The organism is Rhodoferax sp. GW822-FHT02A01 (assembly GCF_038784515.1).
In the GTDB taxonomy this organism is placed as follows: domain Bacteria; phylum Pseudomonadota; class Gammaproteobacteria; order Burkholderiales; family Burkholderiaceae_C; genus Allorhodoferax.
In genome coordinates, this window is record NZ_CP152376.1 from 2,252,435 (window position 1) to 2,277,217 (window position 24,783).

22 protein-coding genes and 1 pseudogene are annotated in these 24,783 nt (G+C 60.9%); 13 read left to right on the top strand and 10 right to left on the bottom strand.

Annotated elements, in window-relative coordinates; genetic code table 11:
* Window positions 1-56: 56 nt before the first annotated feature.
* Complete coding sequence (locus AAGF34_RS10550) at window positions 57-1,466, top strand: PLP-dependent aminotransferase family protein (protein WP_342620557.1); 1,410 nt, start codon at window positions 57-59, stop codon at window positions 1,464-1,466.
* 84 nt (window positions 1,467-1,550) lie between these two features.
* Window positions 1,551-2,354: a methyltransferase gene (locus AAGF34_RS10555; protein WP_342620558.1), complete on the top strand. Its 804-nt coding sequence runs from the start codon at window positions 1,551-1,553 to the stop codon at window positions 2,352-2,354.
* A 63-nt stretch (window positions 2,355-2,417) separates the two neighbouring features.
* Here the strand turns inward: AAGF34_RS10555 and AAGF34_RS10560 are convergent, their stop codons facing one another.
* Window positions 2,418-2,843, bottom strand: coding sequence for a hypothetical protein (locus AAGF34_RS10560; protein ID WP_342620559.1), 426 nt, complete (start codon window positions 2,841-2,843; stop codon window positions 2,418-2,420).
* A 245-nt stretch (window positions 2,844-3,088) separates the two neighbouring features.
* On the opposite strand from AAGF34_RS10560, the gene AAGF34_RS10565 reads away from it, so the two are divergent.
* Window positions 3,089-4,696 carry a methyl-accepting chemotaxis protein gene (locus AAGF34_RS10565; protein ID WP_342620560.1) on the top strand — a complete coding sequence of 536 codons (1,608 nt, stop codon included), beginning with the start codon at window positions 3,089-3,091 and terminating at the stop codon, window positions 4,694-4,696.
* Window positions 4,697-4,728: 32 nt separating this feature from the next.
* Here the strand turns inward: AAGF34_RS10565 and AAGF34_RS10570 are convergent, their stop codons facing one another.
* Window positions 4,729-5,127 (bottom strand): hypothetical protein, encoded by a 399-nt coding sequence (locus tag AAGF34_RS10570; protein WP_342620561.1) that lies wholly within the window; start codon window positions 5,125-5,127, stop codon window positions 4,729-4,731.
* Window positions 5,128-5,323: 196 nt separating this feature from the next.
* Between AAGF34_RS10570 and AAGF34_RS10575 the strand changes: the two genes are divergently transcribed.
* The 3 genes and pseudogenes from AAGF34_RS10575 to AAGF34_RS10585 all read left to right on the top strand — a co-directional run bounded on the left by AAGF34_RS10575 (window position 5,324) and on the right by AAGF34_RS10585 (window position 8,302).
* Window positions 5,324-6,352 (top strand): HlyD family efflux transporter periplasmic adaptor subunit, encoded by a 1,029-nt coding sequence (locus tag AAGF34_RS10575; RefSeq protein ID WP_342620562.1) that lies wholly within the window; start codon window positions 5,324-5,326, stop codon window positions 6,350-6,352.
* A 28-nt stretch (window positions 6,353-6,380) separates the two neighbouring features.
* Window positions 6,381-7,088 (top strand): annotated as a pseudogene (locus AAGF34_RS10580) (ABC transporter ATP-binding protein); the annotation flags it as partial.
* Window positions 7,089-7,153: 65 nt separating this feature from the next.
* Window positions 7,154-8,302, top strand: coding sequence for an ABC transporter permease (locus AAGF34_RS10585; protein WP_342620563.1), 1,149 nt, complete (start codon window positions 7,154-7,156; stop codon window positions 8,300-8,302).
* A 33-nt stretch (window positions 8,303-8,335) separates the two neighbouring features.
* Here AAGF34_RS10585 and AAGF34_RS10590 read toward each other — a convergent pair whose 3' ends face one another.
* Together AAGF34_RS10590 and kefC are read right to left on the bottom strand one after the other, a co-directional pair.
* Window positions 8,336-8,806 carry a hypothetical protein gene (locus AAGF34_RS10590; RefSeq protein ID WP_342620564.1) on the bottom strand — a complete coding sequence of 157 codons (471 nt, stop codon included), beginning with the start codon at window positions 8,804-8,806 and terminating at the stop codon, window positions 8,336-8,338.
* Window positions 8,807-8,914: 108 nt separating this feature from the next.
* Window positions 8,915-10,729: a glutathione-regulated potassium-efflux system protein KefC gene (gene kefC / locus AAGF34_RS10595; protein ID WP_342620565.1), complete on the bottom strand. Its 1,815-nt coding sequence runs from the start codon at window positions 10,727-10,729 to the stop codon at window positions 8,915-8,917.
* Between the two features lie 144 nt (window positions 10,730-10,873).
* Between kefC and chrA the strand changes: the two genes are divergently transcribed.
* The gene (gene chrA / locus AAGF34_RS10600; RefSeq protein WP_342620566.1) at window positions 10,874-12,229 is read left to right on the top strand and encodes a chromate efflux transporter; all 1,356 of its coding nucleotides are present in this window, start codon (window positions 10,874-10,876) and stop codon (window positions 12,227-12,229) included.
* 71 nt (window positions 12,230-12,300) lie between these two features.
* Here the strand turns inward: chrA and AAGF34_RS10605 are convergent, their stop codons facing one another.
* Window positions 12,301-12,933 carry a hypothetical protein gene (locus AAGF34_RS10605; protein WP_342620567.1) on the bottom strand — a complete coding sequence of 211 codons (633 nt, stop codon included), beginning with the start codon at window positions 12,931-12,933 and terminating at the stop codon, window positions 12,301-12,303.
* A gap of 202 nt (window positions 12,934-13,135) precedes the next feature.
* On the opposite strand from AAGF34_RS10605, the gene AAGF34_RS10610 reads away from it, so the two are divergent.
* From AAGF34_RS10610 to AAGF34_RS10625, 4 genes are all read left to right on the top strand, one after another.
* Window positions 13,136-14,506, top strand: coding sequence for a DUF3422 domain-containing protein (locus tag AAGF34_RS10610; RefSeq protein ID WP_342620568.1), 1,371 nt, complete (start codon window positions 13,136-13,138; stop codon window positions 14,504-14,506).
* A 44-nt stretch (window positions 14,507-14,550) separates the two neighbouring features.
* Window positions 14,551-14,853: a single-stranded DNA-binding protein gene (locus tag AAGF34_RS10615; protein WP_342620569.1), complete on the top strand. Its 303-nt coding sequence runs from the start codon at window positions 14,551-14,553 to the stop codon at window positions 14,851-14,853.
* Window positions 14,846-15,454 (top strand): EcsC family protein, encoded by a 609-nt coding sequence (locus AAGF34_RS10620; protein ID WP_342620570.1) that lies wholly within the window; start codon window positions 14,846-14,848, stop codon window positions 15,452-15,454. Before AAGF34_RS10615 ends, AAGF34_RS10620 begins: the two co-directional genes overlap by 8 nt.
* A 74-nt stretch (window positions 15,455-15,528) precedes the next feature.
* Window positions 15,529-16,521: an LLM class flavin-dependent oxidoreductase gene (locus AAGF34_RS10625; protein ID WP_342620571.1), complete on the top strand. Its 993-nt coding sequence runs from the start codon at window positions 15,529-15,531 to the stop codon at window positions 16,519-16,521.
* Between the two features lie 4 nt (window positions 16,522-16,525).
* Here the strand turns inward: AAGF34_RS10625 and AAGF34_RS10630 are convergent, their stop codons facing one another.
* A complete protein-coding gene (locus tag AAGF34_RS10630) occupies window positions 16,526-17,899 on the bottom strand; it encodes a hypothetical protein (RefSeq protein ID WP_342620572.1) in 1,374 nt (457 codons plus the stop codon).
* A gap of 52 nt (window positions 17,900-17,951) precedes the next feature.
* Here AAGF34_RS10630 and AAGF34_RS10635 point away from each other — a divergent pair, with 52 nt between their 5' ends.
* A complete protein-coding gene (locus AAGF34_RS10635; RefSeq protein WP_342620573.1) occupies window positions 17,952-20,159 on the top strand; it encodes an adenylate/guanylate cyclase domain-containing protein in 2,208 nt (735 codons plus the stop codon).
* A gap of 22 nt (window positions 20,160-20,181) precedes the next feature.
* Here the strand turns inward: AAGF34_RS10635 and AAGF34_RS10640 are convergent, their stop codons facing one another.
* The 3 genes from AAGF34_RS10640 to AAGF34_RS10650 form a co-directional block, all read right to left on the bottom strand.
* On the bottom strand, window positions 20,182-20,793 hold the full coding sequence (locus AAGF34_RS10640) for an OmpA family protein (RefSeq protein WP_342620574.1): 612 nt from the start codon (window positions 20,791-20,793) through the stop codon (window positions 20,182-20,184).
* Complete coding sequence (locus tag AAGF34_RS10645; protein WP_342620575.1) at window positions 20,793-21,242, bottom strand: FecR domain-containing protein; 450 nt, start codon at window positions 21,240-21,242, stop codon at window positions 20,793-20,795. The genes AAGF34_RS10640 and AAGF34_RS10645 overlap by 1 nt, the downstream gene beginning before the upstream one ends.
* Before the next feature lie 64 nt (window positions 21,243-21,306).
* On the bottom strand, window positions 21,307-23,391 hold the full coding sequence (locus AAGF34_RS10650) for a molybdopterin oxidoreductase family protein (protein WP_342620576.1): 2,085 nt from the start codon (window positions 23,389-23,391) through the stop codon (window positions 21,307-21,309).
* A gap of 37 nt (window positions 23,392-23,428) precedes the next feature.
* On the opposite strand from AAGF34_RS10650, the gene AAGF34_RS10655 reads away from it, so the two are divergent.
* Window positions 23,429-24,613 carry a M20 aminoacylase family protein gene (locus AAGF34_RS10655; protein ID WP_342620577.1) on the top strand — a complete coding sequence of 395 codons (1,185 nt, stop codon included), beginning with the start codon at window positions 23,429-23,431 and terminating at the stop codon, window positions 24,611-24,613.
* Window positions 24,614-24,628: 15 nt separating this feature from the next.
* On the opposite strand, the gene AAGF34_RS10660 is transcribed toward AAGF34_RS10655, so the two are convergent.
* Window positions 24,629-24,754: a hypothetical protein gene (locus AAGF34_RS10660; protein ID WP_342620578.1), complete on the bottom strand. Its 126-nt coding sequence runs from the start codon at window positions 24,752-24,754 to the stop codon at window positions 24,629-24,631.
* Window positions 24,755-24,783: the final 29 nt, after the last annotated feature.

Below are 24,783 nucleotides of genomic sequence, written 5' to 3' on the forward strand. Positions count from 1 at the left end.
CCTTGAACTGATGGGTAAGATGCAGATCTCAGAAAAAATACCGTATCAGTTCGACCATGAAGCTGTATGAACGCTATGCCGACGAGATTGCCGACCTGATTCGCAACCAGGTGCTGTTGCCAGGTGCGCGCCTGCCGTCCGTGCGCCAGGCCCGCAGCCAGCGCAAGGTCAGCCCGTCCACCGTGTTCGAGGCCTACAGCCTGCTGGAAGCGCGTGGCCTGATCCAGTGCCGCCCGCGTTCCGGCTATTACGTCAATGCCCAGAGCCGCGTGCGCACGCCGGAACCCGCCACCGCACCGACCGTGCCGCAGTCCACTGCCGTGGATATCAGCGACCTGGTGTTCGATGTGCTGGGCTCCACCCGCAACACCGAGCTGGTGCCGCTGGGCTCGGCCTTTCCTTCCGCCCATCTGTTTCCGCTGGACAAGCTGGCCAAGGGACTGACCCCGGCGATGCGTCAGCTGGCGCCCGAGCGGTTGACCGAAAACCTGACCATGGGTGATGAGCAGTTGCGCCGCCAGATTGCCCTGCGATACACCGTGGCGGGCACCCGGGTGGACGCGTCGGAGCTGGTCATCACCAACGGCGCCATGGAAGCCCTGAACCTGTGCCTGCAGGCCGTCACCCAGCCGGGTGATGTGGTGGTGGTGGAGTCGCCCACCTTCTATGCGGCCTTGCAGGCGCTGGAGCGGCTGCAGCTGCGTGCGGTGGAGGTGGCAACGCATCCGCGCCACGGGGTGGACCTGCAGTCTCTCGCGACAGTGCTCGAACAGCATCCGGTCAAGGCCTGCTGGCTGATGCCCAACTTCCAGAACCCGCTGGGCAGTCTGATGCCGGTGGAAAACAAGCGCAGTCTGGTAGCGCTGTTGGCCCGCCACCAGGTTCCGCTGATCGAAGACGACGTGTATGGCGAGCTGTACTTCGGCCTCTCGCGGCCATCACCTGCCAAGGCCTTTGACACGCAGGGGCTGGTGCTGCATTGCAGCTCCTTCTCCAAGAGCCTGGCGCCGGGCTACCGCGTGGGGTGGGTGGCCGCCGGGCGCTATGCCGAGCAGGTGCAACGGTTGAAGCTGATGACCAGCCTGTCGTCGGCGATTCCGTCCCAGCTGGCCCTGGCGTCTTACCTGCAGACGGGAGGTTTTGACCGGCACTTGCGCCAGATGCGGTTGCGCCTGGAGGAAAACGCCAGCATGGCATTGCGCACCATCGCCCGGTATTTCCCCAAAGGCACGCGGGTGACGCGACCGCAGGGTGGCTACTTTCTGTGGGGGGAGTTGCCGCAAACGGCAGATGCCCTGGCGCTGCACCGTGCCGCTCTGGCAGAGGGCATCAGTGTGGCACCAGGGCATTTGTTTTCAGCCGATCGGCGTTTTTCGCACCACCTGCGCCTGAACTATGGGCACCATGATGCGACCATTCTGGCCGCGGCACTCAAGGTGCTGGGGCGAGCGTGTGGCGTGCATTGACCAGCCCTGCACGGCGGAAATGCATCAAGCCCTATAGTGGCTGGCATATTGACCCGAGCAGCAAGGAACTCCAAAGGGATTGCAATGAAAAAATGGTTGATGACGGGATTGTTGGCCTTGGGCCTGCTGGGATGGGCGCACGCCGATGAAGCACTTCGCCAGGCCATAGCCAGCCCGCTGCGCACACCGGCTTTTGCCGCACGCGACGGCTGGCGTCACCCCTATGAAACGCTGACCTTCTTTGGTTTGCGCCCAGACAGTACCGTGGTTGAAATCAGCCCCGGTGGGGGCTGGTACACGGAAATCCTGGCGCCTTATCTGCGCGAAAAGGGTCAGTTGATTCTGGCGGCCGATGATCCGCTCTCAACCAAACCGGAAACGGTCAAGGGTCTGGAGCGGCTCAAGGCCAAGCTGGCGACCCAGCCGGCGTTGTACGACCGAGTCAAACTGGGTGTGTTTGCACCACCAGACAAGCTGGACTATGCAGCGTCCGCCAGCGCCGATCTGGTACTGACATTCCGCAATGTGCACAACTGGATGAGCGATGGCGACGCGGGCGTGCGTGCGGTATTTGCCAGCGCCTATCGCGCGCTCAAGAAAGGTGGGGTGCTGGGGGTAGTGGAGCATCGTTTGCCCGCCGCAGCCATTCAGGATGCCACCAGCAGCAGCGGCTATGTGCACCAGGATTACGTGGTCCAGCTGGCACAGGAAGTCGGATTCCGTCTGGAGGCCAGTTCGGAGATCAATGCCAATTCCAAGGATACGGCAGACCATGTCGGTGGTGTCTGGGCCTTGCCACCAACCTATGCGAACAAGGATGTGGACAGGGACAAATATCAGGCTATTGGGGAAAGTGACCGCATGACGCTGAAATTCGTCAAGCCGTGAGTAGCCTGGTGCTGCAGCCTTAGCAGCATATTCAGCAGCCGGGCACCGTCGGCTAGGCGGCGGTCATTGACCGGCAGGAGTCGCCGCTGGGACTGTTGCCTGCGTAACCACGTTGAAAGGTTCCACCTCGGAACCGAACTCCGACTCTTCTGCCTGCAGCTTCTGAGCGATCACGAAGTTGTTGATGTTGGTCAGCGAGGTGATCACCGGAAAACCGAAATCGTGAAGGGTTGACCCATAAATCACGATGTTGTTGCAATGCGCCTGGTTGATTCGCTGCGCCACCCGTTGCCAACCCTCTTGCTCGGCCACGGGAACAATGGATAGCGTGGGCCACGGCATACCATTGAAGGACTTGGCGGACCAGATTCGCAGCTCGAAATGGTTGGTGACGGAGTTCAGCAAAGCTTCTTTGATCATCTGGATGGCGGTCGTGTCGTAGAACTCTTCAAAGTCCACCATTTCCACGTAGATGCGGCATTTCGTCATAGACATTCCTCACAGTATTTGGCGTTCCGTATTGGAAAGGCGCGCAGGCTTTGGCTCAAGTTCTGTGTAGCCGCTTTTACATTCGTGTTCACGCAGTTTTGTAAATGCCACGTAACACTTTTTGCGACCTCGTTCTCCGCTCGATTCAATGGCGGCAGGTTGAATTTTCAGCCAGCCAATATGAATGAAAAGTGCTGTCCCGTTCCGGTTCAAGGCGGACAGCATGCATAGACAAAGGAGTATCTATGTTCGCCGTGTTTGATAACCTGGGCATACGCAACCGATTCGCCATCCTGCTGGGAATCTTCCTACTGGGTTTTGCGTTATTCGGCTTCTGGTCCTTCAAGACATTGAATGAACTGCAAGTCAATGGCCCGCTATTCCAGCGCATTGTCAAGAACAAGGACCTGGTAGCGGACATTCTCCCTCCGCCAGCCTACATCATCGAGTCTTATCTGACCGTCCTGCAACTCAGCTCTTCGCCCGATGCGAAGTCGCGTGAAGAGCTCATACAAAAGCTCTCGCGTCTGCATGGCGAATACAACGAATCGCACAACAAGTGGAAAGCCAGCCATTTGAGTGAGGACCTGGCGGATGTGTTTCTCACGCAGGCTGATACGCCGGCACAGGCCTTTTATGAAACCGTTGCATCCAAACTGATACCTGCTGTGCAGGCCGAAGACAGGGATGCCACTGCAAAAGCCTTGCAGGAGCTGGAGGCCATATACGAACTTCACCGGACAGCCATTGATAGCACCGTGCTCAAGGTCAACAAACTGGTGGAGCAGGATCAGGCCGATGCAGAGGTGCGTATTCAGGACGCCAGTAATTTGCTGGTTGCGACTCTGGTGGTGTCCTTGATTGCAAGTCTGGGCGTGGCTGTCATGATTATTCGCAGCATAGTCAGGCCCTTGGCCGAAGCCGTACGGGCAGCCAAGACCTTTGCCTCCGGCGATCTGAGTGCCAGCCTGGACCCCAAAGGCAAGCATGAGTTTGCGCAACTGCTGGCTGCCATGCGTGAAATGCAACTCAGACTGTCAGCGCTGGTGCTGCGTGTGCGCATGGGATCGGAAGCCGTGGACTCGGCATCGGGAGAAATATCCCACGGCAATATGGATTTGAGCGAGCGCACGGAACGTCAGGCAGGGGAGTTGCAGAACACGGCGGCATCCATGGAGCAGCTCAGTGCACAGGTGCGTCACAACGCCGACAATGCCCGCGCCGCCGATCAACTGGCGCGCAATGCCTCGCAGGTTGCGTCCCAAGGAGGCGGCGTTGTGGAACAAGTGGTCGAGACCATGAAGGGCATCGATCAGCAGTCACAGAAGATTGCGGAAATCACCAGCGTGATTGACGGAATTGCCTTTCAGACCAATATCCTGGCGTTGAATGCCGCGGTGGAAGCGGCGCGCGCCGGTGAACAGGGCCGTGGGTTTGCGGTCGTCGCCAATGAGGTGCGTGCTCTGGCCGGCCGCAGCGCAGAAGCCGCAAAGGAGATCAAGGAACTGATCACCGCCAGCGTGGATCGCGTGCAGAAGGGATCGGTGTTGGCAGACCGTGCGGGCGAAACCATGCGGGACGTGGTGCAGTCCATCCAACGCGTGTCCGATATCGTGGGCGAAATCACCGTGGCAAGCATCGAACAGTCCGCCGGGGTGAATCAGGTCACCGACTCCGTGGCTCAAATGGACCAGGTGACGCAGCAGAACGCCGCCTTGGTTGAGGAGATGGCCGCCGCTGCCATGGGGCTGAAGCAACAAGCCAATGAGTTGGTTTCTTTTGTATCGGTTTTTCGTTTGCCGCCCAAGCTCGCCATGAATGAGCTGCCTGTCGGAATCGAGTTTGCAGGCTGAGTGACGCAGATGCGTCGAACGATCGGGACGTGTCAGGCCACGTCCACCTGCATCGACGTGTTGACTGCAGGTGCCGTGTTGAAAGCTGGAAGTTCGACGTAGCGCCTGCGCTTGTGCTGAACGACAGGAGCGGTGACGCCCTCTGCCGCATTGGTGTTGCGCCGGCGTGTAGTTGCATACGACTCCCCGCGTCCGGTAGTCAGCGCCAATTGAATGGCTTCTTCTACCGCGCGGGCGTCCAGCGGACGGACCAAGGAACCATTGACACGCACATAGGACCCTGACGCCGTGGTGGCCAGCAGGCCAAACTCCATGCCCATGCGCACAATACCCAGTACGTTGAACTCTTTTGGGGCCGCCACAAAGGCCTTCATGGCTTGCGTTCCGAGCACGACCTTCAAAGTTTGCAAGGATTTTGATTTGCTGTTCATATGTCTCTCACCCAGGTCGATTGCTGCCGCCACTGTGTGCTGAAACTATTGCGGCGACAGGCGGAATGTGGTGATTCGATTAGATGACAGGCCGGCAAAATCCACTGTAAAAGCCACTTTGCAATCGCTGCGGAAAAGTTGCTGTGAATCAATCCGGGCCATGCGCCAGAATCGGAGTTAGCAGATAGGAGTAGGAATGTTTCGACCAGATCGCTTGGGAGCCAGCAGACTCAATGACTTTGCACGATTGTGCGCGCGTGGTTGCGGGCTTGCGTTGACTGCCCTTGTCGCGTTGACAGCTTGCTCCGGAAGGCAGACGTCAGGCTGGTCCGGTTACGCCGAGGGCGACTATGTGTACGTGTCTTCACCGTTGGGCGGGCAACTCAACAGTGTGGACGTGCGTATCGGCCAAACCGTGGAGCAAGGCGCGCAGTTGTTCGTGCTGGATGCGGAAAGTGAACTCGCGGCCCAGCAGGAGGCCGCGTCCCGCCTCAGCGCGGCACAGGCGCAGTCGCGGGATATGGACACCGGCAAGCGCCGCGAAGAAGTCGCCGTCACGCAGGCGCAACTGGAACAGGCTCGCGTGGCGGAGACCCTGGCGGCGAGCGACCTGCAGCGCCAGCAGCAACTGGTGGCGCAGGGCTTTGTGTCCAAGGCACGTGCCGAAGACGCCGCGACCACACTGAAGCAGGCTCACGCCCACGTCGAGGAACTCGCCGCCGCCATGCAGGTGGTACATCTGCCCGCCCGCAATGAGGAGCGTGCGGCACAGCAGGCCAGTGCCCAGGCGGCTCGGGAAGTCTTGCATCAAAACCAGTGGCGCGTGCAGCAAAAGCAGCAGAAGGCGCCCGTTGCAGCTTGGGTTGCAGATGTGTTCTACAGGCCGGGCGAGTTCGTACCGGCGGGGCAGCCGGTGGTGTCGCTGTTGCCACCGACCAATATCAAGGCGCGTTTCTTTGTACCGGAGGCGGACCTGGCCAGTTTGCACGCCGGGCAGAGCGTTTCACTTTCCTGCGATGGTTGCGGTGCTCCGATTGCTGCAGTGGTGAGCCGTATCTCCACCCAGCCGGAGTTCACGCCGCCGGTCATCTATTCCAATTCGCAGCGCAGCAAGCTGGTCTTCATGGCCGAGGCGCAACCCTCTGCACAGGATGCGTCGCGGCTCAAGCCGGGGCAGCCCCTTGACGTTCGTCCGGCAACACAGGCAAACGGGGCTGCCAGATAACATGCAGAACACCCAACTGGATCCCTCGATGGGCACCTCAGGCGGGCTCGCAGACCGCAGCGAAGGTGCAGGACCGTGGGCAATCGACGTACGCGGCCTGATCAAGCGCTATGGCAAACGCACGGTAGTCAATGGCATCGCCCTGCAGGTTCAGACCGGCAAGATCGTGGGCTTCCTGGGGCCCAACGGCAGCGGAAAGACCACCACCATCCGCATGATCTGCGGCCTGCTCACACCCGATGCGGGCAGTGGTACCTGCCTGGGGTTGGACCTGATCCGGGGTGCTGCGGCGATCAAGCGCCAGGTGGGTTACATGACGCAGAAGTTCGGTTTGTATGACGATCTATCCATCCGCGAAAACCTCGACTTTGTGGCGCGACTTTTTGAATTGCCCGACCGCAGGCAGGCGGTAGACGGCGCGTTGGAGCGCCTGGGTCTGAGCGCCCGCCAGCAGCAACTGGCCGGGACGCTCTCAGGCGGCTGGAAGCAGCGGCTGGCGCTGGCGGCCTGTCTCATCCACAAGCCGCGCCTGTTGTTGCTGGATGAGCCTACTGCCGGGGTAGACCCCAAGGCACGACGCGAATTCTGGGATCAGATCCATCAGCTGGCGACGCAAGGCATAACCGTGCTGGTGTCCACCCATTACATGGATGAGGCCGAGCGCTGCGATTCGCTGGTCTACATCGCTTATGGAAACATACTCGCCCAAGGCACGGCACAGTCCATTGTGGCGGCCTCGGGCGCCAGCAATCTGGAGGATGCCTTTGTGCGCCTGGTGGGGCAGGTCAAGGACAATTTCGAATGAGTGCCGCACACCCCACACGTTTCAGTCTGGCACGGATGATGGCGGTCTTCATCAAGGAGTTCCAGCAGATGATGCGCGACCGCCTGACCTTTGCCATGGCGGTTGGCGTGCCCATACTGCAGCTGGTGCTGTTCGGCTATGCCATCAATACCGACCCCAAGGGGCTGCCCACCGTCATCGTCAGCACCGACAGCGGGCCCATGGCGCGTGGCCTGGTGGCGGCGTTGCAAAACACGGGCTACTTCCGCATCGACCATGTGCTGACCAGCGAGCGCGTGGCAGAGGAACTGGTGGAAACCGGAGAAGTGCAGTTCATGGTTGTCATCCCTACCGACTTTTCGCACCGGCTCGTGCGCGGTGAGCGACCGGCCATCCTGGTGTCTGCCGATGCAACGGACCCCAGTGCATCCGGCAACGCCATTGCGGCGCTCAATTCCTTGGTGCCGCAGGCCATCGCCCATGACCTGCCGGGAGCACTCAAGGCGCTGGCGGGCAGCCCCGCATCCTTTGAAGTGCGGGTGCACAGGCGCTACAACCCGGAAGGCCTGTCGCGCTACAACATTGTTCCCGGTCTGGTGGGCACCATTCTCACCATGACCATGGTGATGCTGACTTCGCTGGCTATGACGCGCGAGCGCGAACGCGGCACCATGGAAAACCTGTTGGCCACGCCCGTGCGTCCCAGCGAAGTCATGGTGGGCAAGATACTGCCTTATGTGGTGTTGGGTTACATCCAGCTGGGCGTGATTCTGGGTGCGGCCTTTGTGCTGTTCGAGGTCCCCATGGAAGGCAGCAAGACGCTGCTGCTAGCCATGATCGGCGTCTTCATCGTGGCTAACCTGGGTGTGGGCTTCACGTTCTCCACCATCGCCAAGAACCAGTTGCAGGCCATGCAGATGACCTTCTTCTTTTTCCTGCCGTCCATGCTGCTGTCGGGATTCATGTTCCCCTTCCGGGCCATGCCGCAGTGGGCGCAGTACGTGGGTGAGCTGCTGCCCCTGACGCACTTCCTGCGCGTGGTCCGCGGCATTCTGCTCAAGGGCAACACCTTCGGTCAGCTGTGGCCCGAGCTATGGCCCATGCTGCTGTTTCTGCTTGCTGCCGGAGTCGTGGCACTCAAGCGCTACCGCCAGACATTGGACTGAAGCCGGCAAGGGCTCAGCCGGCGGCGACCCGCCTCAGGCAATCGGGTCGAAATCGTTGCCCGCAATGGGCGTTCTTTGCATGGCCCGTTTGCTTAGCAGAGTGATCAGCAGTGCCGCGGCGGCGGATCCAGCCAATACTGGAGAGGTCGCCACGATCTTGGACAGACCGTCGACGGCCTGCACGCTCACTTGCTGCACGTGGTTGACCAGTGCCACTACGTCGCCGGCAGCCACCGATCTGGCATCCTCTGCATTCACCTGCAATTTGGACCAGCCTTCGCTGAAGGTGATGCGTGCAAAGATGCCGTTGGCTACGGCCGCCAGAGACAGAACGCTCAGTGGCTTGAGCAAATGTTCCAACAGTCTGCCGCGAACGGCAGGTGGAGCCTCTTCGTAGACCTTGGCAACGAGCAGGGGTACCAGATCGCCAGGCGGTTGTGGAGTCGTTGTGACCGCGTCGCTCAGCGCCACAGTCAATGGATTTGAAGTGTGTACTGTAGTCATGGCCAACCCAATATTGGCGGGTAGTGTGGACGAATGAAGATGATGCCATCCGACCATGACGATGGTGTGAAAACCAGCTGAATCTTGCGTAAAGGAATGTAACGAAGCTCAGCTCTGCGTGTGGTTGCTGCGCTCGGCCCGTTCCTGCGCCATCTGTGCCTCGAACTGCGCCCGGCCCTCCTTGATCACAGCCACCATCTTGGCCTGATCACGGTAATACGGGTGCATTTTTTCAAACAAGGCCAGGTTATGGGTCCTGAAGCGCACCGCGCTGGCACTGGCATCTTCATGGGACCGCCCCAGGATTTCCAGCACGCTGCGTGCGCTGACCAGGCTGGACTCGAACAGCTCGCGCTCCACCCGCATGACCTTGCGCTCGCGCAGCTTGTTCCAGTGGGTCACATCGCGGGCACGTGCCACGATCTCCAGCTGCGGGAAGTGTGCCTGCGCCAGGTCCACGATCTCCAGGGACTGCTCCACGTCATCGACGGCGATGACCAGTACCTTGGCAGTTGCCGCACCGGCGGTGCGCAGCAGATCCAGGCGGGTGGCATCGCCGTAAAACACGCGGTAGCCGAACTTGCGTGCCGCTTCTATCATTTCCGCGTCATGGTCCAGCACGGTGGTGGCAAAGCCTTCTGCCACCAGCACACGCGAAACGATTTGCCCATAGCGACCGAATCCTGCAATGAGAACAGGCGCCTGCTGTTGCTCGGAAATCTCCTCCAGTACCGGCACACCGCAGTGCGCATAGCGCGGCAACACCAGTCGGTCCACGGCCACCAGCACCAGTGGGCTCAGCAACATGGACACCGCGACCGTGCCGACCAGCAGCGAAGCCGTTTCATCGGAAAACACATTGGCGCCAGCGGCCGCCTGGAACACGACAAAGGCGAACTCGCCACCCTGTGCCAGCAGCAGCGTGAATACCGGTCGCTCCTGGTAAGGTAGTTGCATGCCTCGCGCCAGGGTCCAAATAACCAGTGCCTTGACGGCCATGAAACCCGCCAGGATCAGAGCGACCCGCCCGGGCGATTGCAGCAGCACACCAAAATCGATACCCATGCCTACGGCGATGAAGAACAGGCCCAGGAGCAAACCCTTGAACGGCTCTATGTTGGTCTCCAGCTCGCGCCGGTATTCGCTCTCGGCCAGCAGCACGCCGGCCAGAAAGGCGCCCAGGGCCATGGACAGGCCCACCAGTTGCATCAGTGCGGCAATGCCAACCACCAGCAGCAGTGAAGCGGCGGTAAATATTTCCGGTGTTCTGGAGCGCGCAATCCAGCGGAACAGGGGCCGCATCAACAGCCGCCCGCCTAATATGATGCCGCCAATCACTGCCAACGCCTGTACGGCCTTGATGGCAGTTTGCGACAAGGACAGCGGTTCGTGGGCTTGCCCCACGGCACCTAAAAGCGGCAGCAACGCAAGGATGGGAATTGCCGCAACATCCTGAAACAACAAAATGGAAAACGCCGCCTGCCCGCTGCCGGTGCGCAGCAGATTGCGCTCATCCATGACCTGCAGTGCAATCGCCGTGCTGGACAGGGCCAGGCCCAGGCTGCCGACCAGCGCGATGCGCCATGGCACACCCAGCACGCATGCAATCAATGCCAGCAACACGGCGCAGCCCAGCACCTGCGCACTGCCCCAGCCAAAGATGGGTCGTCGCAGCGACCACAGACGTTGCGGCTCCAGCTCCAGGCCCACCATGAACAGCATCAGCACTACGCCGAATTCGGCGAAATGCAGAATGTCCTCCACGTTGGTTACCAGACCCAGGCCCCAGGGGCCGATGGCAATCCCGGCGGCTAGGTAGCCAATGATGGAGCCCAGTCCCAGGACCTTGCTCAAAGGCACGACCAGGACGGCGGCGCTCAGATAGATGAAGCTGTTGATCAGCCATGCGGGCATATGTTGCATGCCCGCAAGATAACCCAAACCGGGCGGAATATTTCCGGGCGCTCGGGGATTCATCTCACATACCGGGTGGTGTGCCTTGTGATTGCGCAATAGGGCACACTGCGGGCATTGCAAAACTTTCCATGCCGCTCTGCGGAACTCTGCATGACGACAAGCCCCGCTCCTCAAGCGCCCACCTTCCGTGAGGCATTTGCCTACTGGCTCAAATTGGGACTGATCTCTTTTGGCGGACCCGCCGGGCAGATTGCCATCATGCATGAGGACCTGGTGGAACGCAGGCGCTGGATTTCCGAAAAGCGTTTTTTGCACGCCCTGAACTACTGCATGGTGTTGCCTGGGCCGGAGGCGCAGCAACTTGCCACCTACATTGGTTGGCTGATGCACAGAACCTGGGGTGGCATTGTTGCAGGTGGGCTCTTCGTATTGCCGTCGCTGTTCTTGCTCGTGGCCCTGTCCTGGGTCTACATGGCGTTTGGGGACGTTCCTGCCATTGCAGGTGTGCTATACGGCATCAAGCCGGCAGTGACGGCCATCGTGTTGTCGGCTGCTTACCGTATCGGCTCGCGTGCTTTGAAGACCGGCTATCTCTGGGCCATTGCCGTGGCGGCATTTGTTGCCATCTTTGCGTTGAGCGTGCCCTTTCCCCTCATCGTGTTGTCAGCGGGCGTGGCGGGCTATCTGGGCGGACGTTTTGCTCCAGGCAGATTCACTGTGGCAGCGGGGCACGGGAGTGCAGGGGTCAATGCGGGAGCCGCCGTCATCGATAACGACACACCGACACCGGCCCACGCACGGTTCAGCTGGACACGGCTGGGTTTCATACTGGCCGTGTTTCTTTTCATATGGGCCGCAGCCATGGGTACCTTGACGGTGTTGTTCGGATGGGATGCGGTACTAACCCAGATGGCCTGGTTCTTTACCAAGGCCGCGCTTCAGACATTTGGTGGTGCCTACGCAGTGCTGCCCTATGTCTACCAAGGTGCGGTGGAGCACTTCCATTGGCTGACCGCACCCCAGATGATCGATGGTCTGGCGTTGGGGGAGACCACTCCCGGGCCGCTCATCATGGTGGTCTCATTCGTGGGGTTTGCAGGAGGTTGGAGCAAGGCTGTCCTGGGGCCTGACGCCCTGTTCCTGTCCGGCATGGCGGCGGCGACCGTGGTCACCTTCTTCACTTTTCTGCCGTCCTTCTTCTTCATATTTCTGGGCGGTCCCTTCATCGAAACCACGCACGGAAATCTCACATTCACTGCGCCACTTACCGGCATCACGGCGGCCGTCGTTGGTGTGATTGTGAATCTGGCGGTGTTCTTTGCCTACCATGTGCTGTGGCCGCAAGGCTTTGCCGGACCATTCGAATGGATGTCCGCCATCCTGGGTGCGGCGGCCGCAGTGGCCCTGATCCGCTACAAGATCGGTGTCATTCCCGTGGTACTGGCGAGCGGGATTGCGGGACTGGCGCTGCATGCGCTGAGGTCCATGCTGGTCACGCAGACATAAAAAAACCGCCAGTCAATACAACAACTGGCGGTTTTTGCACCCTGAGAGGCAGCCCTGCGGGCTGCGCGGCATCAGGCGCTCAATTTATAGTCGCTGCGACCGTTCTTGAGAACCGCGCCACTGGCAACCACGCGCTTCAGTGAAATTCCAACAGAGCCCAAAGGCAGACCGGAACCTTGGGAAATGGCCAATCCCGTAATGGTTGTCCAGGTGCTGTTGTTCAGCACTGTCTGCAGATACTGCAGGACCTTGGTGTCATTGCCTGACAGCGCGCCACTGCCGGCCTTTTTTGGGGCCTTGGTCTTTGGAGTCTTTGCTGCCTTGACGGTCTTGCGTGCGCGCCGTGCTGCTGCGGGTTTGACGATGGCGTCTTCAGCAGCTTCTGCACCTTCGGCCAAACGGGCCTTGGCCGATACGCGGGGCAGTGTGGCAACCACATCCATTTCCGGGCTGGCCAGTTCGGATGCAGTGGCGTAGAGACCGCGCAATTGTTCTTCCAGTGTCAGCAGGTCTTGTGACAGTCGCGCCAGCATCTTGAAATTGGCAAATGCCTGTTCACCTTCGGCCTGGAATGGTTGACTGGCTACGGTGGTGACAAGGTGCTCAGCTTGCTCACGGACCGCGCCAGAGACCACGACGGTGGCTTGGTGAAGTGCCTGACCGGCTTGCTGAATGGCCGAGAGCGTGGTTTTGGACAGCGACATATGGATCCTAAATTGACTGATATAAATACCCGCGCCTGCAGTGAGCAGCCATGCGTGGCAGGGGCTATTTTAATAGTTTTGTGAAATGCTCCCATTTTTTGAGCATATGGGCATGACGGGTTGTGCCGAATATCCAAACGGGCCGATATTGGAGTGCCTGTCCAATCTGCGGTAAATTGGCCCAACATAAACAGACACTGCCATGACAACCACACCCTCCGCCGACTCCATTTATCTCCCCGTCGAAGATGCATTGCGACGCACCTTGCATAACGAAGTCCATGCGCGGCCACAGGCCAGTATTTCCATGCCGGCACTGGTGTTGTATGTGGCAGTATTCAACGAAGGCGTGACCCGCGAACAGGAGTGTGAACACCTGCGTTTGCTACCCGGTCAGCAGAGCCTGGAGCCCGATCAGATGCATGGCAACTTCATGCGCCTGCATCTCGATGGTTACACGCTGAAGTGGGAGCGCCATAGTGAATTCACCCGCTATTCGCTGGTCTATCCCACACCGTCCCTGGCTTTGGAAAACGGCAGTCGTGCAGACTTGATGGACCTGGTCAGACTGCCACCGCATTGGCTGCAATCCATCCCGGGGCGCACCATCGCGGCAATCCGGTTGGTGATGCTGCACGGCGATCTGAACGACGCGACGGGGACCATGGTCCAGGCGCAACAATGGTTTGGCGAATATCCCTTGGTGGCTTCCTTGATGGGTAGCAATGGCCACTCCTGTGCTGTCACCGATTTCATGCTGCGCCCGGATGGCTTTGAGCACATCCTGGTAATTGCGCCGCAGAACACTTCGCAGACGCGCGCTGGGCGCGTATCCCAGCGTCTGCTGGAATTGGAAACCTACCGCCTCATGGCATTGCGGGGATTGCCGCTGGTCAAAGAGCTGGGACCCATGCTGCACCAATCGGAACGCGAGTTGGCGGATATCACCACTAGCCTGGAGAACAAGTCTGCAGCCGATCAGGAACTGCTTGATACGCTGGTATCTTTGTCTGCGCGCGTGGAGCGGACTACCGCAACCCATATGTACCGTTTTTCTGCAACCCGTGCCTACCAGGCTCTGGTAGCGCAGCGTATTGTCGAGCTGCGTGAAAAGCCCTTTTCGGGAATGCAGACCATCGGCGAGTTCATGCAGCGCCGCCTGTCTCCTGCCATGGCAACCGTTGCGGCAACGGCCCAGCGACTGACGTCCCTGTCCGAGCGCGTGGCGCGTGCCAGCAGTCTGCTGCGCACCCGTGTGGATATTGCGGCGGAGCTGCAGAACCAGCAGTTGCTGGCCAAGCTGACGCGTGGGCAGGAACTGCAGCTGCATCTGCAAACCACGGTGGAAGGACTGTCGATTGCTGCCATCTCGTATTACGTGATCAGTCTGTTGCTATACGGTGCCAAGGCGCTCAAGGCCGGCGGCGTGCCGGTGAACCCTGAGTTGGCAGTGGGGGCTTTGATTCCTGTAGTGCTGTGGGGCGTATGGAGTGCGACGCGGCGCATCCACAAAAGTGTTGTGATGCTCACCCAGAAAGATGAACCCAAGGCAGGCCATCCTCCATCGCGGTAAGCTAGTGCCCTGACAAACAAGTTGCTTGACGCACAGGAGCTGAAGTGATTGAAGGATTGGTGGCGGGCAATATCTGGGGCGACCCCGAGAAGCGCATGGGCAAGAGCAACAGCATCTTCGTGGTGGCCAAGGTGCGCGCGCAAGGGACACAGCCTGACCTGGTCATTGTCAATGTGATTGCTTTTGATGCCCAGGTATGCAAGGACCTGCTGGCGTTGCGGGATGGTGATGCGGTGTCACTGGCCGGCAGCCTGAGTCCCAAGGTGTGGGTTGACAAGCAGGGTGTGAGTCGCGCCGCACTCGATATGGTGGCCAGCCGTGCACTGGCTGTGCATGCACATGACTAGCTCATCCATCATCTCCGCGCCTGAGGGCGACGGCATTTCTCACACCCTTGCGCGATTGGTGCTGGACATCGCAGGCCGGGTTCCGCCCAGTTCTGAGCATCCGGCGACGCAAGCGCAGCAGGCAGCGTTGGAGCTGACGCGACAGGCTGCACAAAAGGCAGCCATGACGTCGGGCTCTCTGGCTTTGGCGCCAGGCCCCTTCGGATTGGTGACGCTGTTGCCTGACTTGCTGGCGGTGTGGAAGATCCAGTCGCAACTGGTCAGCGACATTGCCGCGGTGTATGGGCAGAGCGCGACCTTGACCCGAGAGCACATGCTGTATTGCCTGTTCAAGCACAGCGCCGCACAGGCCGTGCGCGATCTGGTGGTGCGGGCCGGTGAGCGCTGGCTGATTCGCCAGGCATCCGGCGCAGTGATACAGGCCATTGCCCGGCGAATTGGGCAGCGCCTGAGCGAAAAGATGCTGGCGACCGGTGCTTCACGCTTGGTCCCGTTCCTGGGGGCCGTGGGGGTTGGCGCCTATGCCTATTACGACACGCGCCGTGTCGCCGAGAGCGCTATGGAATTGTTTGCGGCAGCAAGCGCAGCTGAGGCCGAGTAGCATCACTTCTTCCCCCCAGTGAGGGCATTACTGGCGCGGCTGCATGCTAGGCAGTGCCTGCAGATAATGGGCGCATGTCCAAAACCACGCTTTCCATGCTCGATCTGGTGGCCGTCCGCGAGGGCTCCAGCGTATCCGATGCCATTGCCATTTCCCTGCAAACCGCACAGCATGCCGAGCGACTCGGCTTCACCCGCTACTGGCTGGCGGAGCACCACAACATGCCAGGTCTGGCCTGCTCCTCCACTGCGGTACTGGTGGGGCATATCGCTGCGGGGACTGAGCGCATCCGCGTAGGTTCCGGCGGCATCATGTTGCCCAACCATGCGCCGCTGGTAGTGGCAGAAGCCTTCGGAACTTTGGAAGCCCTGTACCCTGGTCGCATAGATCTGGGCCTGGGACGTGCACCCGGAACCGATCAGGTCACCATGCGAGCTCTGCGCCGCAATCGCGTCGAGACCGAAGAAGACTTTCCACGTGAAGTGGCCGAGCTGCAGCAGTTGCTGGGCGAGCCGGTGGCGGGCCAGCGCGTTGTCGCTTCGCCCGGTGCGGGCTCGCATGTGCCAATCTGGCTGCTGGGCTCCAGTCTGTTTTCAGCGCAACTGGCTGCCTCGCGTGGACTGCCTTATGCCTTTGCCTCGCACTTTGCGCCACGCATGCTGATGCAGGCGCTGGAGTTGTACCGCAGCAGCTACGTGCCATCGGCTGATTGGCCCAAGCCGCGCGTGATAGTCGGCGTGCCCCTGGTGGCGGCACCGACCGACGACGAGGCCCAGTTCCTGGCCAGCAGCATATTCCAGCGCGTCTCAGGCATCGTGCGGGGTGAGCGACGCGCGTTGCAGCCGCCCGTTGCGGGTTACCTGGAGTCACGTGACGCGCAGGAGCGCGCAGCCATTGCCGATTTTCTGGCCATGGCCGTCATCGGCGGCCCGGCCACCGTGGCCCAGCATATGAAGAGAATTGCCGAAGTGACCGAGGCAGACGAACTGATGCTGGTCTGTGATGTGTTCGACCCCGCCATGCGGCTGCGCAGCCTGGACATTGCCGCTGCCGCCCTGGCGGCCTGAAGGACTAACCGTCTGCCAGCGCTGCACGCAACTGGTTGAGCCGGTCCTTACGCGATATGGCAATGCGTGCACAGGCATCGATGATGGTGCGCAGCATGGAGGGATTCAGCGTCATCAGAAAGTCGCGGGTACTCATCTCGCCGATCAGCATGCGTCGGCTAGCCGCCAGCGCCGCGTCGCACCCTTGCGGTCCCAGGCTGCGGTAGATGAAGGCAGTCAGAGGGGATACCGCCAGATCGTTGCTGGCGTCTTCCGGTCGGCCTTTCTCCAGCATTTGCAGCAGTTGCGCATCCAGCCCGGCGGGCGATGGGCCCTGCGGCAGATAGTCTTCCACCCGCTCAGGCATGCCCGCATTGGAACGGATATCACCCAGGAACATGGACACCGGGCAGTTGCCTCCGGTGTCGCGGGCCATGGCTTCGATGATGACGATGGACAGGATCTTCAGGCGCAGAAAGGCCACGGTAAATGCGATGTTGGCAGCTGCTGCTGCCGTCATCTCGGCATATTCGGCAGCCGATGGAAAGTTGGCATATTGGTGGAAGACGCGAGGGGCCTGCAGGCTTTCGAGGAAGTTGTGCATGCGCGAAAGCGCTTCGCGATAGTCCTGCAAGGTGTAGACACCAACGGCCGACAGCGGCGCATTGGATTCCTCGATCAGAAGCCAGGTGCCGGACACGAATCGCCCCGGGTTGGGCTCCGCGAAGCTGGCCACATCGCGGTTGGTGATCTGGATTGCTCCCACCATGGTGGCATCCACAAAAGCGTCGAGTGCGGGGCCGTCTGTCAATCCCAGGCGCTTGATGCCCTGTTGCCGCACCCGTTCTGCAAGTACCTGGATGTTGTCGCGACCATCCGGTTCGGGTGCGCGAAAGGGGATCGTTGCTTCAATGCAAGCCACTACGGCGATCAGGTCAGCCGGGGCCAGGAAGGGTTGCAACATGCGCACCGCGACTGCGGCGCTCATGAATTCATTCATGCCGCGAAACAGCGGCAATGTCTGGCCGGGGATGAAGTCAAATATCTCAAGGCACAGTTGCATGTCCGGATCGTCACCCGCGGTCTTACGCAGGATCAGATCGTTACCCTGGCGACCTACAAGCGGGTTGAGCAAGTGTGTTACCCGCGCGGGAAAGCCGTCATCCAACTGGTAATAGACGATGTCGTGGAAAACGGCGGCCAGCACCTGTCTGGGGGCCATGCCTTCGCACATGTAGAGCGCATGGTCGGAGCAGTGGTAGCGGCGCCTGGAACTCTCCATGGCGCTGTGCACCACCATGGCGATCTGCTCTATTTGTTCCATCGCAATCTCTACCTGCAAGGCGTCGAATGCCGTTCGCAGGTATTGGATAAAGCGGTTGATATTTGCGATCTTCATATTGTTCTCACCCTTGAATTTCGGTCTGTACTCCGGTGCGGAATGGTATCGTATGCCGCTGACAAACAGCATGCCGCAAGAGGGGGTTTCGACCATGGAGAAGAAGGCTGGCTCGCCGTGGGCATTGCTCTTGCCCATGTTGCCAGTGTTGCTGGGGCTGACCTTGATGGTCATGGATACACGCTGGCAGCAGGCGCTACGCAATAACCAGTTTGATCAGTTTCAGCGTTGGCATCCGCGCGAATACCAGCCGGCTCCGGTGCGGGTGGTGGACATAGACGATGAAAGCCTGGCGCAATTGGGGCAATGGCCGTGGCCGCGCACGCGCCTGGCCCAATTGCTGGATACCTTGGGTGCAGCGGGCGCGGCAGCCGTCGGGTTTGACGTGATTTTTTCTGAACCGGATCGCACTTCACCCAAAGTGGCGGCTGATCTGTGGAAGCTTCAGGGGCAGCAGCGGGCCAACGTTCTGGCCCTGCCTGACCATGATGAGGTCTTTGCGCACAGCCTGGAAAAAGGCGATGCGGTGCTGGGTTTTGCCATGCTGCGCAACAAGATTGCCAGCAAAAAGAGTGCGTCGGAAAAGTACGCGCCTCTCTCGCAAGTGCTGCCCGAGCAGAAGTCCCGTTTCATCTATTCCGGAGAGCCACAGCCAGAATGGTTGCATGCCTTTGATTCGGCCGTTACGTCCCTGCCACTCTTCGAGAAGGTGGCCAAGGGCAATGGCGCTTTGACTTTTGTACCGGATGGCGATGGCGTGGTGCGTCGGGTGCCGCTGGTATTCCAGATCGACGGCACACCGGTGGGCAGTCTGGTGGGAGAGTCGTTACGCGTGGCCCAGGGCGCCAAGAATGTGGTGCTCAAGAGTGCCGGCCAGAACAGTGGCCTGTCGGAGCTACGCATTGGTGATTTGATCGTGCCGACTACGCCGCACGGCGAAATGTGGGTGCACTACACCAGGCCGGTCAAGGAGCGCTATGTGTCGGCCTGGAAGGTTTTGGCCGGACAGGTTCCGCCAGAGCAGTTGGCAGGGCACATCGTATTGGTGGGCAGCTCAGCCCAGGGGTTGATGGATTTGCGCTTCAGTCCCATGGGCTTGATGCCCGGCGTGGAGGCCCATGCACAAGGGCTGGAGCAGGCGTTGACTGGACACTTCCTGGAGCGGCCCAGTTGGGCACGCGGGCTGGAGAGCCTGGTGCTGATGATCAGTGGCCTGATGGCCGGGCTGTTGGCCATGCGCACGCGCGCACTGGTGGCGGCCAGCGCCAGCGTGGCGTTGCTGGGTGCCATCGTGGGCGGCGCATGGTGGGCCTTTGTGTCCCAGGGCTTGTTGCTGGATGCAGCGACCCCGGCACTGGCAGTGCTCCTGACCTACATCATCTGCAGTCTGTGGCACCACTTCAGCAGCGAGCGCGAACAGCGCTGGATCAAGGATGCCTTCTCGCGCTACGTCTCACCCAACCGCGTGGCCTATCTGGTCGAAAACCCGGACGGCATGGCCCTGGGTGGCCAACGCCAGACTTGCAGCTTCATCTTTACCGATCTTGCCGGTTTCACCACCTTGATGGAGGGCGTGGATCCGGCGCAGGCGGTAAGTCTGCTCAATGCCTATCTGGACGAGATGATTGCGATTGCCTTCCGCTTTGACGGTACGCTCGATCGCATCGTCGGTGACGCGGTGGCCATCATGTTCTCCGCTCCCGTGCCCCAGGCCGACCACCGTGTGCGTGCGCTGTCGTGTGCCCTGGAGATGGACGCATTTGCCAATCAGTACGCGACCCGTCTGCAGAAGGAAGGTTCGGCATTTGGCAAGACCCGCATTGGCGTACATAGTGGCGAAGTGATCGTGGGTAACTTCGGTGGCAGCCATATGTTTGACTACCGTGCGCTGGGCGATGCGGTCAACACGGCGGCACGGCTGGAGAGCGTTAACAAGCATCTGGGCACGCGCATGTGCATTTCCGAGGCGATCCTGGCAGACAACCCGCAGGCGGTTGTGCGTCCGGTCGGACGCCTGGTGCTCAAAGGTAAAAGCAAGGCGCTGGCCGTGTTTGAACCGGTGACGGAAGATGTGGTGCAACGGGCTCCGCTGGAGGCATACCGCGCAGCGTTCCAGGCCATGGCGGCAGAAGATGCGCAGGCCCTTGCCCTGTTTGCCCAATTGGCGCAGGACTGGCCACAGGATCCGCTGGTGAAGCTGCACCACGAGCGCCTGCTGGCCGGCGAGCGTGGCGACCTGATTGTGATGAACGCGAAGTGAGTAGCCGGACAGCCAGGGCTGTCTAGCGGATGGTGATTTCGACCCGGCGGTTGCGCGGCTCCGGTGTTTCGTCCGGCGTGGGGATCAACAGGTTGCGTTCGCCGTGCGACTCCACGGAAACCTGATCAACTTTCAGTCCCTGGGCCTTGATCAGTTCGGCAACCACCTGGGCACGCTTGAGCGACAGGGCCTCATTCACCTCGGCTTTGCCAACCGTATCCGAGTGCCCGGTGATAGACACGTCCACGGAACTGCGCTTGCTGGCCGCATCCACAATCCGTGGAAGCAGAGCCTGGGATTCCGGTGTCAGCTGCGCACCACCGGTTTCGAAATAGAGGATGTAATGGACCGGCAACTCGGGCCGCGCCGCTCTGGCGTCGGCGAAGTCGCGTTGCAGCGTCAGCTCGTCAACCGCAGCAGGCGCTGCCGAGCCATCCAGCAAAGCGCCATAGCGCGCCTGATCGATGATCTGCTCGCCCTTGGAGCCTTTGACGACGACCTTGCCCACAGTGCCATCCGGGCTTTCCAGCAGGGCGACGTAAGAAAGATCCTTGGGGGGCGGCGGCGAAGCGCACGATGCCAGAAGGCAGGCACTCAGCAAGGCTGGCAGGCTGCGAAACAATGCCGTGCACATCATTGTGCGGGCTCTTCAACCTTCACCACAAATTGCGTGCCGCGCACGCCAATGGTTCCAGTGGGTGTCTTGACCGAAACGGCGTCGGGCTGCAGCTTGGCAATCACGCCCGAGACGTAGTTCATGCTGCCCTTGGCCAGGCTGCTACCCAGCTTGAGCTTGCCCTGGCTGGGCGCATACAGGTACTCGTCCACCGTCAACTCGGTATCCGCGCCAAAGGACATGACGGTGTCATCCTTGAAGGTCACGCCCAAGCTGCTCTTGTGCCCGGTCTTGAGCTGACTGCCTTGAAACAGGGGTGTTCCCAGCTGCGCGTTGACCTTGTTCTTGCCCGTGGTGATGGTGGCCTCGCCAGTCAGTGTCTTGACGTAGCCGATGGCGGCTTCGTCCGCCCAGGATGAGGAGACGGCAGCAAGCAACAGGCAGGCAATGATGTGGCGAATGTTCATGTCGGACTCCAGAAAATGCCCAGTACAGGCGGTGCGCGCTGCCGCCCAAGGTGGCGCAGTCATCTTACACCGCGAGCACCGAACGTTCCACCTCCACGGCACAGTCGTAGAACGTCGGTGCGTGCCCCATATCGGTCAAATGCTGGCTGGTTAGTTCGTTCACATTGGTGCCGTCCATCCCCAGCTTGCGCCACCACACGCCCAGGCCGTGCACTACGCCAGGCCGCGCGCGAGAGCTGACCTTGGCCACGCAGCGGTAGGTACCTCGGGCGTTGAACACCCGCACCGTGTCGCCGGATGCGATGCCACGTGCCACCGCATCATCCGCATGGATTTCCAGCAACGGCTGGCCTTCGATGTCGCGCAGGCTTTTGACGTTGACAAAACTGCTGTTGAGGAAGTTGCGTGCTGGTGGCGAGATCATGGCCAGCGGATAAGTGTCGCCGCTGTGCGCCACTTCGTAATTGGGCAGGTAGTCCGGCAGGCCATCCTGCCCGGCATCGGCCAGGCGCTGGCTGAAGAACTCGCATTTGCCCGAAGGTGTGGGAAAGCCGCCCTGTGCAAAAGGCGCATCCGGCAAGGACAGTGTGGTGAAGCCCTTTTGCAGCAGCTCTTCAAAATCCACGCCCGCTTTGAAGGCACTGCGGGCCAGCGTCAGGTCGTCGTCGGAAAAGCAGGCGTCGGTGTAGCCCATGTGCCGCGCCAGGTCGCGGAATATCTGCGTGTTGCTGCGCGCCTGTCCCAGCGGCGCAATGGCCGGGCGGTTGAGCAGCACATCGGTATGGCCATAGCCGCCGTGGATGTCCCAGTGTTCCAGCTGTGTGGTGGCGGGCAGTATGTAGTCGGCGTAGTCGGCCGTGTCGGTGCGAAAGTGTTCCAGCACCACGGTGAACAGGTCTTCACGGGCAAAGCCCTGGACCACCTTGACCGAGTCAGGAGCCACGGCCACGGGGTTGCTGTTGTAGACCACCATGGCCTGTACCAGCGGGGCGCCGTCGTCCGCCTTCTGCAGCAGGGCATCACCGATGGTGCTCATGTTGATGGTGCGCTTAACCGGGCCGGTGCGCAGGTCGGGGCGCTCCAACGCATCGTCGTCATAGGGGAAGGTTCCGCTGGAGGACAGCAGCATGCCGCCGGCGCGGTGGCGCCAGGCGCCTGTGAGCGCAGGCAGACAGGCCACGACGCGCACGGCATTGCCGCCGCCACGCACGCGCTGCATACCGTAGTTCAAGCGGATGGCGGCGGGTTCACCCGCCTTGCAAGTTTCGCCGTAGATACGTGCCAGCTCGGTGATTTCCTGCACCGTGATGCCGCAGACTTCGGCGGCGCGTTCGGGCGTCCACTGCAGGGCACGCTCCCGTAGCGCGTCCCAGCCCACGGTGTAGCCGGCAATGTAGTCATGGTCCAGCCAGTCATTGCGGATCAGCTCATGCATCAGCGCCAGCGCCAGTGCGGCGTCGGTGCCGGGACGCAGGGCGATGTGCTGATGGCACTTCTCGGCGGTCTCGGTTTTGCGCGGGTCTATGCAGATGATGTGCGCGCCATTACGCTTGGCCGTCTGCACATGGCGCCAGAAATGCAGGTTGCTGGCAATGGAGTTGCTGCCCCAGATCAGGATGAGGCGCGACTCGGCAAAAAACTGCACCTGGGTGCCCAGCTTGCCGCCCAGCGTGTGGACCAGGGCCGCGCCGCCTGCTGAAGCGCAGATGGTGCGTTCCAGCTCGGCGGCCCCCAGCTTGTTGAAGAAGCGCCCGGCCATGCTTTCACCCTGCACACACCCCATGGTGCCGGCATAGCTGTAGGGCAAGATTGCCTGCGGCGTATGTACAGCCACAGCCTTGAGGCGTGCCGCGATGTCGGCCAGGGCCTCTTCCCACTCCACTTCCACGAACTGACCGCTGCCCTTGGGCCCGCTGCGCTTGAGCGGCTTGAGGACGCGTTCGGGGTGGTAGGTGCGCTCGGTGTAACGCGACACCTTGGTACACAGCACACCGCCGGTATGGGGGTGGTTCTCGTTGCCGTGGACCTGGATGGCCACGCCGTCCTGCACCGTGGTGCGCAGGGAGCAGGTGTCGGGGCAGTCGTGCGGGCAGGCGCCCAGGACGTCAAACCGGCCTTGGGCGGGAGGGGGGGAGATAGAGACGTGCATGACGCTATGGTAAATGCGGCGGCGACATAATGCTTGGATGAAGCTGATTGAACCCATTGTTTCCGCAGCGGCCGAGATGGCGGCCATACGCCGGGACCTGCATGCGCACCCGGAACTGTGTTTTCAGGAAGTCCGTACCGCCGACGTGGTGGCCGCCAAGCTCACCGAGTGGGGCATCCCTATCCACCGGGGGCTGGGTACCACCGGGGTGGTGGGCATCGTCAAGGCCGGCACCAGCGACCGGGCCATCGGTCTGCGTGCCGACATGGATGCCTTGCCAGTGCAGGAGTTCAACACCTTTGCCCACGCCAGCCAGCACCAGGGCAAGATGCACGCCTGCGGCCACGACGGTCACACCGCCATGCTGCTGGCCGCAGCCAAACACTTTTCCACGCATCGCAACTTTGATGGAACGGTGTACCTGATATTCCAACCCGCGGAAGAAGGGGGCGGTGGCGCGCGCGAGATGATCAAGGAAGGGCTGTTCGAGCGCTTTCCCATGCAGGCCGTCTTCGGCATGCACAACTGGCCGGGCATGGAGCAAGGGCAGTTTGCGGTCAGCGCCGGTCCGGTGATGGCTTCCAGCAATGAATTCAAGATCACCATACGCGGCAAGGCCGGCCATGCCGCCATGCCGCACAACGCACTCGACCCGGTGGTGGTGGCTGCGCAGATGGTGCAGGCCTTCCAGACCATCATCAGTCGCAACCTCAAACCCATAGAGGCCGGCGTGATCTCGGTGACCATGATCCATGCGGGCGAGGCCACCAACGTGATTCCCGACAGCTGTGAGCTGGAAGGAACCGTGCGCACCTTCAGCTTGGCCGTGCTGGACATGCTGGAGCAGCGCATGCGCGTGGTGGCTGAGCACACGGCCCAGGCGTTTGGTCTGACCTGCGAGTTCGAGTTCTTCCGCAACTACCCGCCCACCATCAACTCCGCTGCCGAGGCCGACTTTGCGCGTGGCGTGATGGCGGAGCTGGTGGGGGCCGAGCGTGTCATCGCCCAGGAGCCCACCATGGGCGCCGAAGACTTTGCCTACATGCTGATGGAAAAGCCGGGCTGCTACGTGTTCCTGGGCAATGGCGACGGTGGCCACCGCGAGAGCGGCCATGGTGCGGGGCCGTGCATGCTGCACAACCCCAGTTACGACTTCAATGACGAACTGATTCCCTTGGGCGCAAGCTACTGGGTGCGGCTGGCCGAATCCTGGCTGGCCTGAGGCCCGGGGGGTTCCCTACTTGTGGTCCCAGTCCTGGCGCTCCAGGTAGCTGGCTGCGTACATGCCCACGGGTTCCGGCCGGTGCAGTGCGTAATGGTGGGTCAACGCGTGGACCCATTTCAGCAATGTCTTGATGGTCATGGCGTTCTCCTCTTTTAAACGGTATATAC

Bases quoted from the DNA above. Each gene is read 5' to 3' on its own strand.
- AAGF34_RS10575 (WP_342620562.1), top strand. From the start codon at position 5,324: ATGTTTCGACCAGATCGCTTGGGAGCCAGCAGACTCAATGACTTTGCA.
- AAGF34_RS10605 (WP_342620567.1), bottom strand. From the start codon at position 12,933: ATGTCGCTGTCCAAAACCACGCTCTCGGCCATTCAGCAAGCCGGTCAG.
- AAGF34_RS10640 (WP_342620574.1), bottom strand. From the start codon at position 20,793: ATGTGCACGGCATTGTTTCGCAGCCTGCCAGCCTTGCTGAGTGCCTGC.
- AAGF34_RS10650 (WP_342620576.1), bottom strand. From the start codon at position 23,391: ATGCACGTCTCTATCTCCCCCCCTCCCGCCCAAGGCCGGTTTGACGTC.
- AAGF34_RS10555 (WP_342620558.1), top strand. From the start codon at position 1,551: ATGAAAAAATGGTTGATGACGGGATTGTTGGCCTTGGGCCTGCTGGGA.
- AAGF34_RS10645 (WP_342620575.1), bottom strand. From the start codon at position 21,242: ATGAACATTCGCCACATCATTGCCTGCCTGTTGCTTGCTGCCGTCTCC.
- AAGF34_RS10585 (WP_342620563.1), top strand. From the start codon at position 7,154: ATGAGTGCCGCACACCCCACACGTTTCAGTCTGGCACGGATGATGGCG.
- AAGF34_RS10625 (WP_342620571.1), top strand. From the start codon at position 15,529: ATGTCCAAAACCACGCTTTCCATGCTCGATCTGGTGGCCGTCCGCGAG.
- AAGF34_RS10560 (WP_342620559.1), bottom strand. From the start codon at position 2,843: ATGACGAAATGCCGCATCTACGTGGAAATGGTGGACTTTGAAGAGTTC.
- AAGF34_RS10660 (WP_342620578.1), bottom strand. From the start codon at position 24,754: ATGACCATCAAGACATTGCTGAAATGGGTCCACGCGTTGACCCACCAT.
- AAGF34_RS10635 (WP_342620573.1), top strand. From the start codon at position 17,952: ATGCCGCTGACAAACAGCATGCCGCAAGAGGGGGTTTCGACCATGGAG.
- AAGF34_RS10565 (WP_342620560.1), top strand. From the start codon at position 3,089: ATGTTCGCCGTGTTTGATAACCTGGGCATACGCAACCGATTCGCCATC.
- AAGF34_RS10655 (WP_342620577.1), top strand. From the start codon at position 23,429: ATGAAGCTGATTGAACCCATTGTTTCCGCAGCGGCCGAGATGGCGGCC.
- AAGF34_RS10610 (WP_342620568.1), top strand. From the start codon at position 13,136: ATGACAACCACACCCTCCGCCGACTCCATTTATCTCCCCGTCGAAGAT.
- AAGF34_RS10620 (WP_342620570.1), top strand. From the start codon at position 14,846: ATGACTAGCTCATCCATCATCTCCGCGCCTGAGGGCGACGGCATTTCT.
- AAGF34_RS10630 (WP_342620572.1), bottom strand. From the start codon at position 17,899: ATGAAGATCGCAAATATCAACCGCTTTATCCAATACCTGCGAACGGCA.
- kefC (WP_342620565.1), bottom strand. From the start codon at position 10,729: ATGCAACATATGCCCGCATGGCTGATCAACAGCTTCATCTATCTGAGC.
- AAGF34_RS10570 (WP_342620561.1), bottom strand. From the start codon at position 5,127: ATGAACAGCAAATCAAAATCCTTGCAAACTTTGAAGGTCGTGCTCGGA.
- AAGF34_RS10550 (WP_342620557.1), top strand. From the start codon at position 57: ATGAAGCTGTATGAACGCTATGCCGACGAGATTGCCGACCTGATTCGC.
- chrA (WP_342620566.1), top strand. From the start codon at position 10,874: ATGACGACAAGCCCCGCTCCTCAAGCGCCCACCTTCCGTGAGGCATTT.
- AAGF34_RS10590 (WP_342620564.1), bottom strand. From the start codon at position 8,806: ATGACTACAGTACACACTTCAAATCCATTGACTGTGGCGCTGAGCGAC.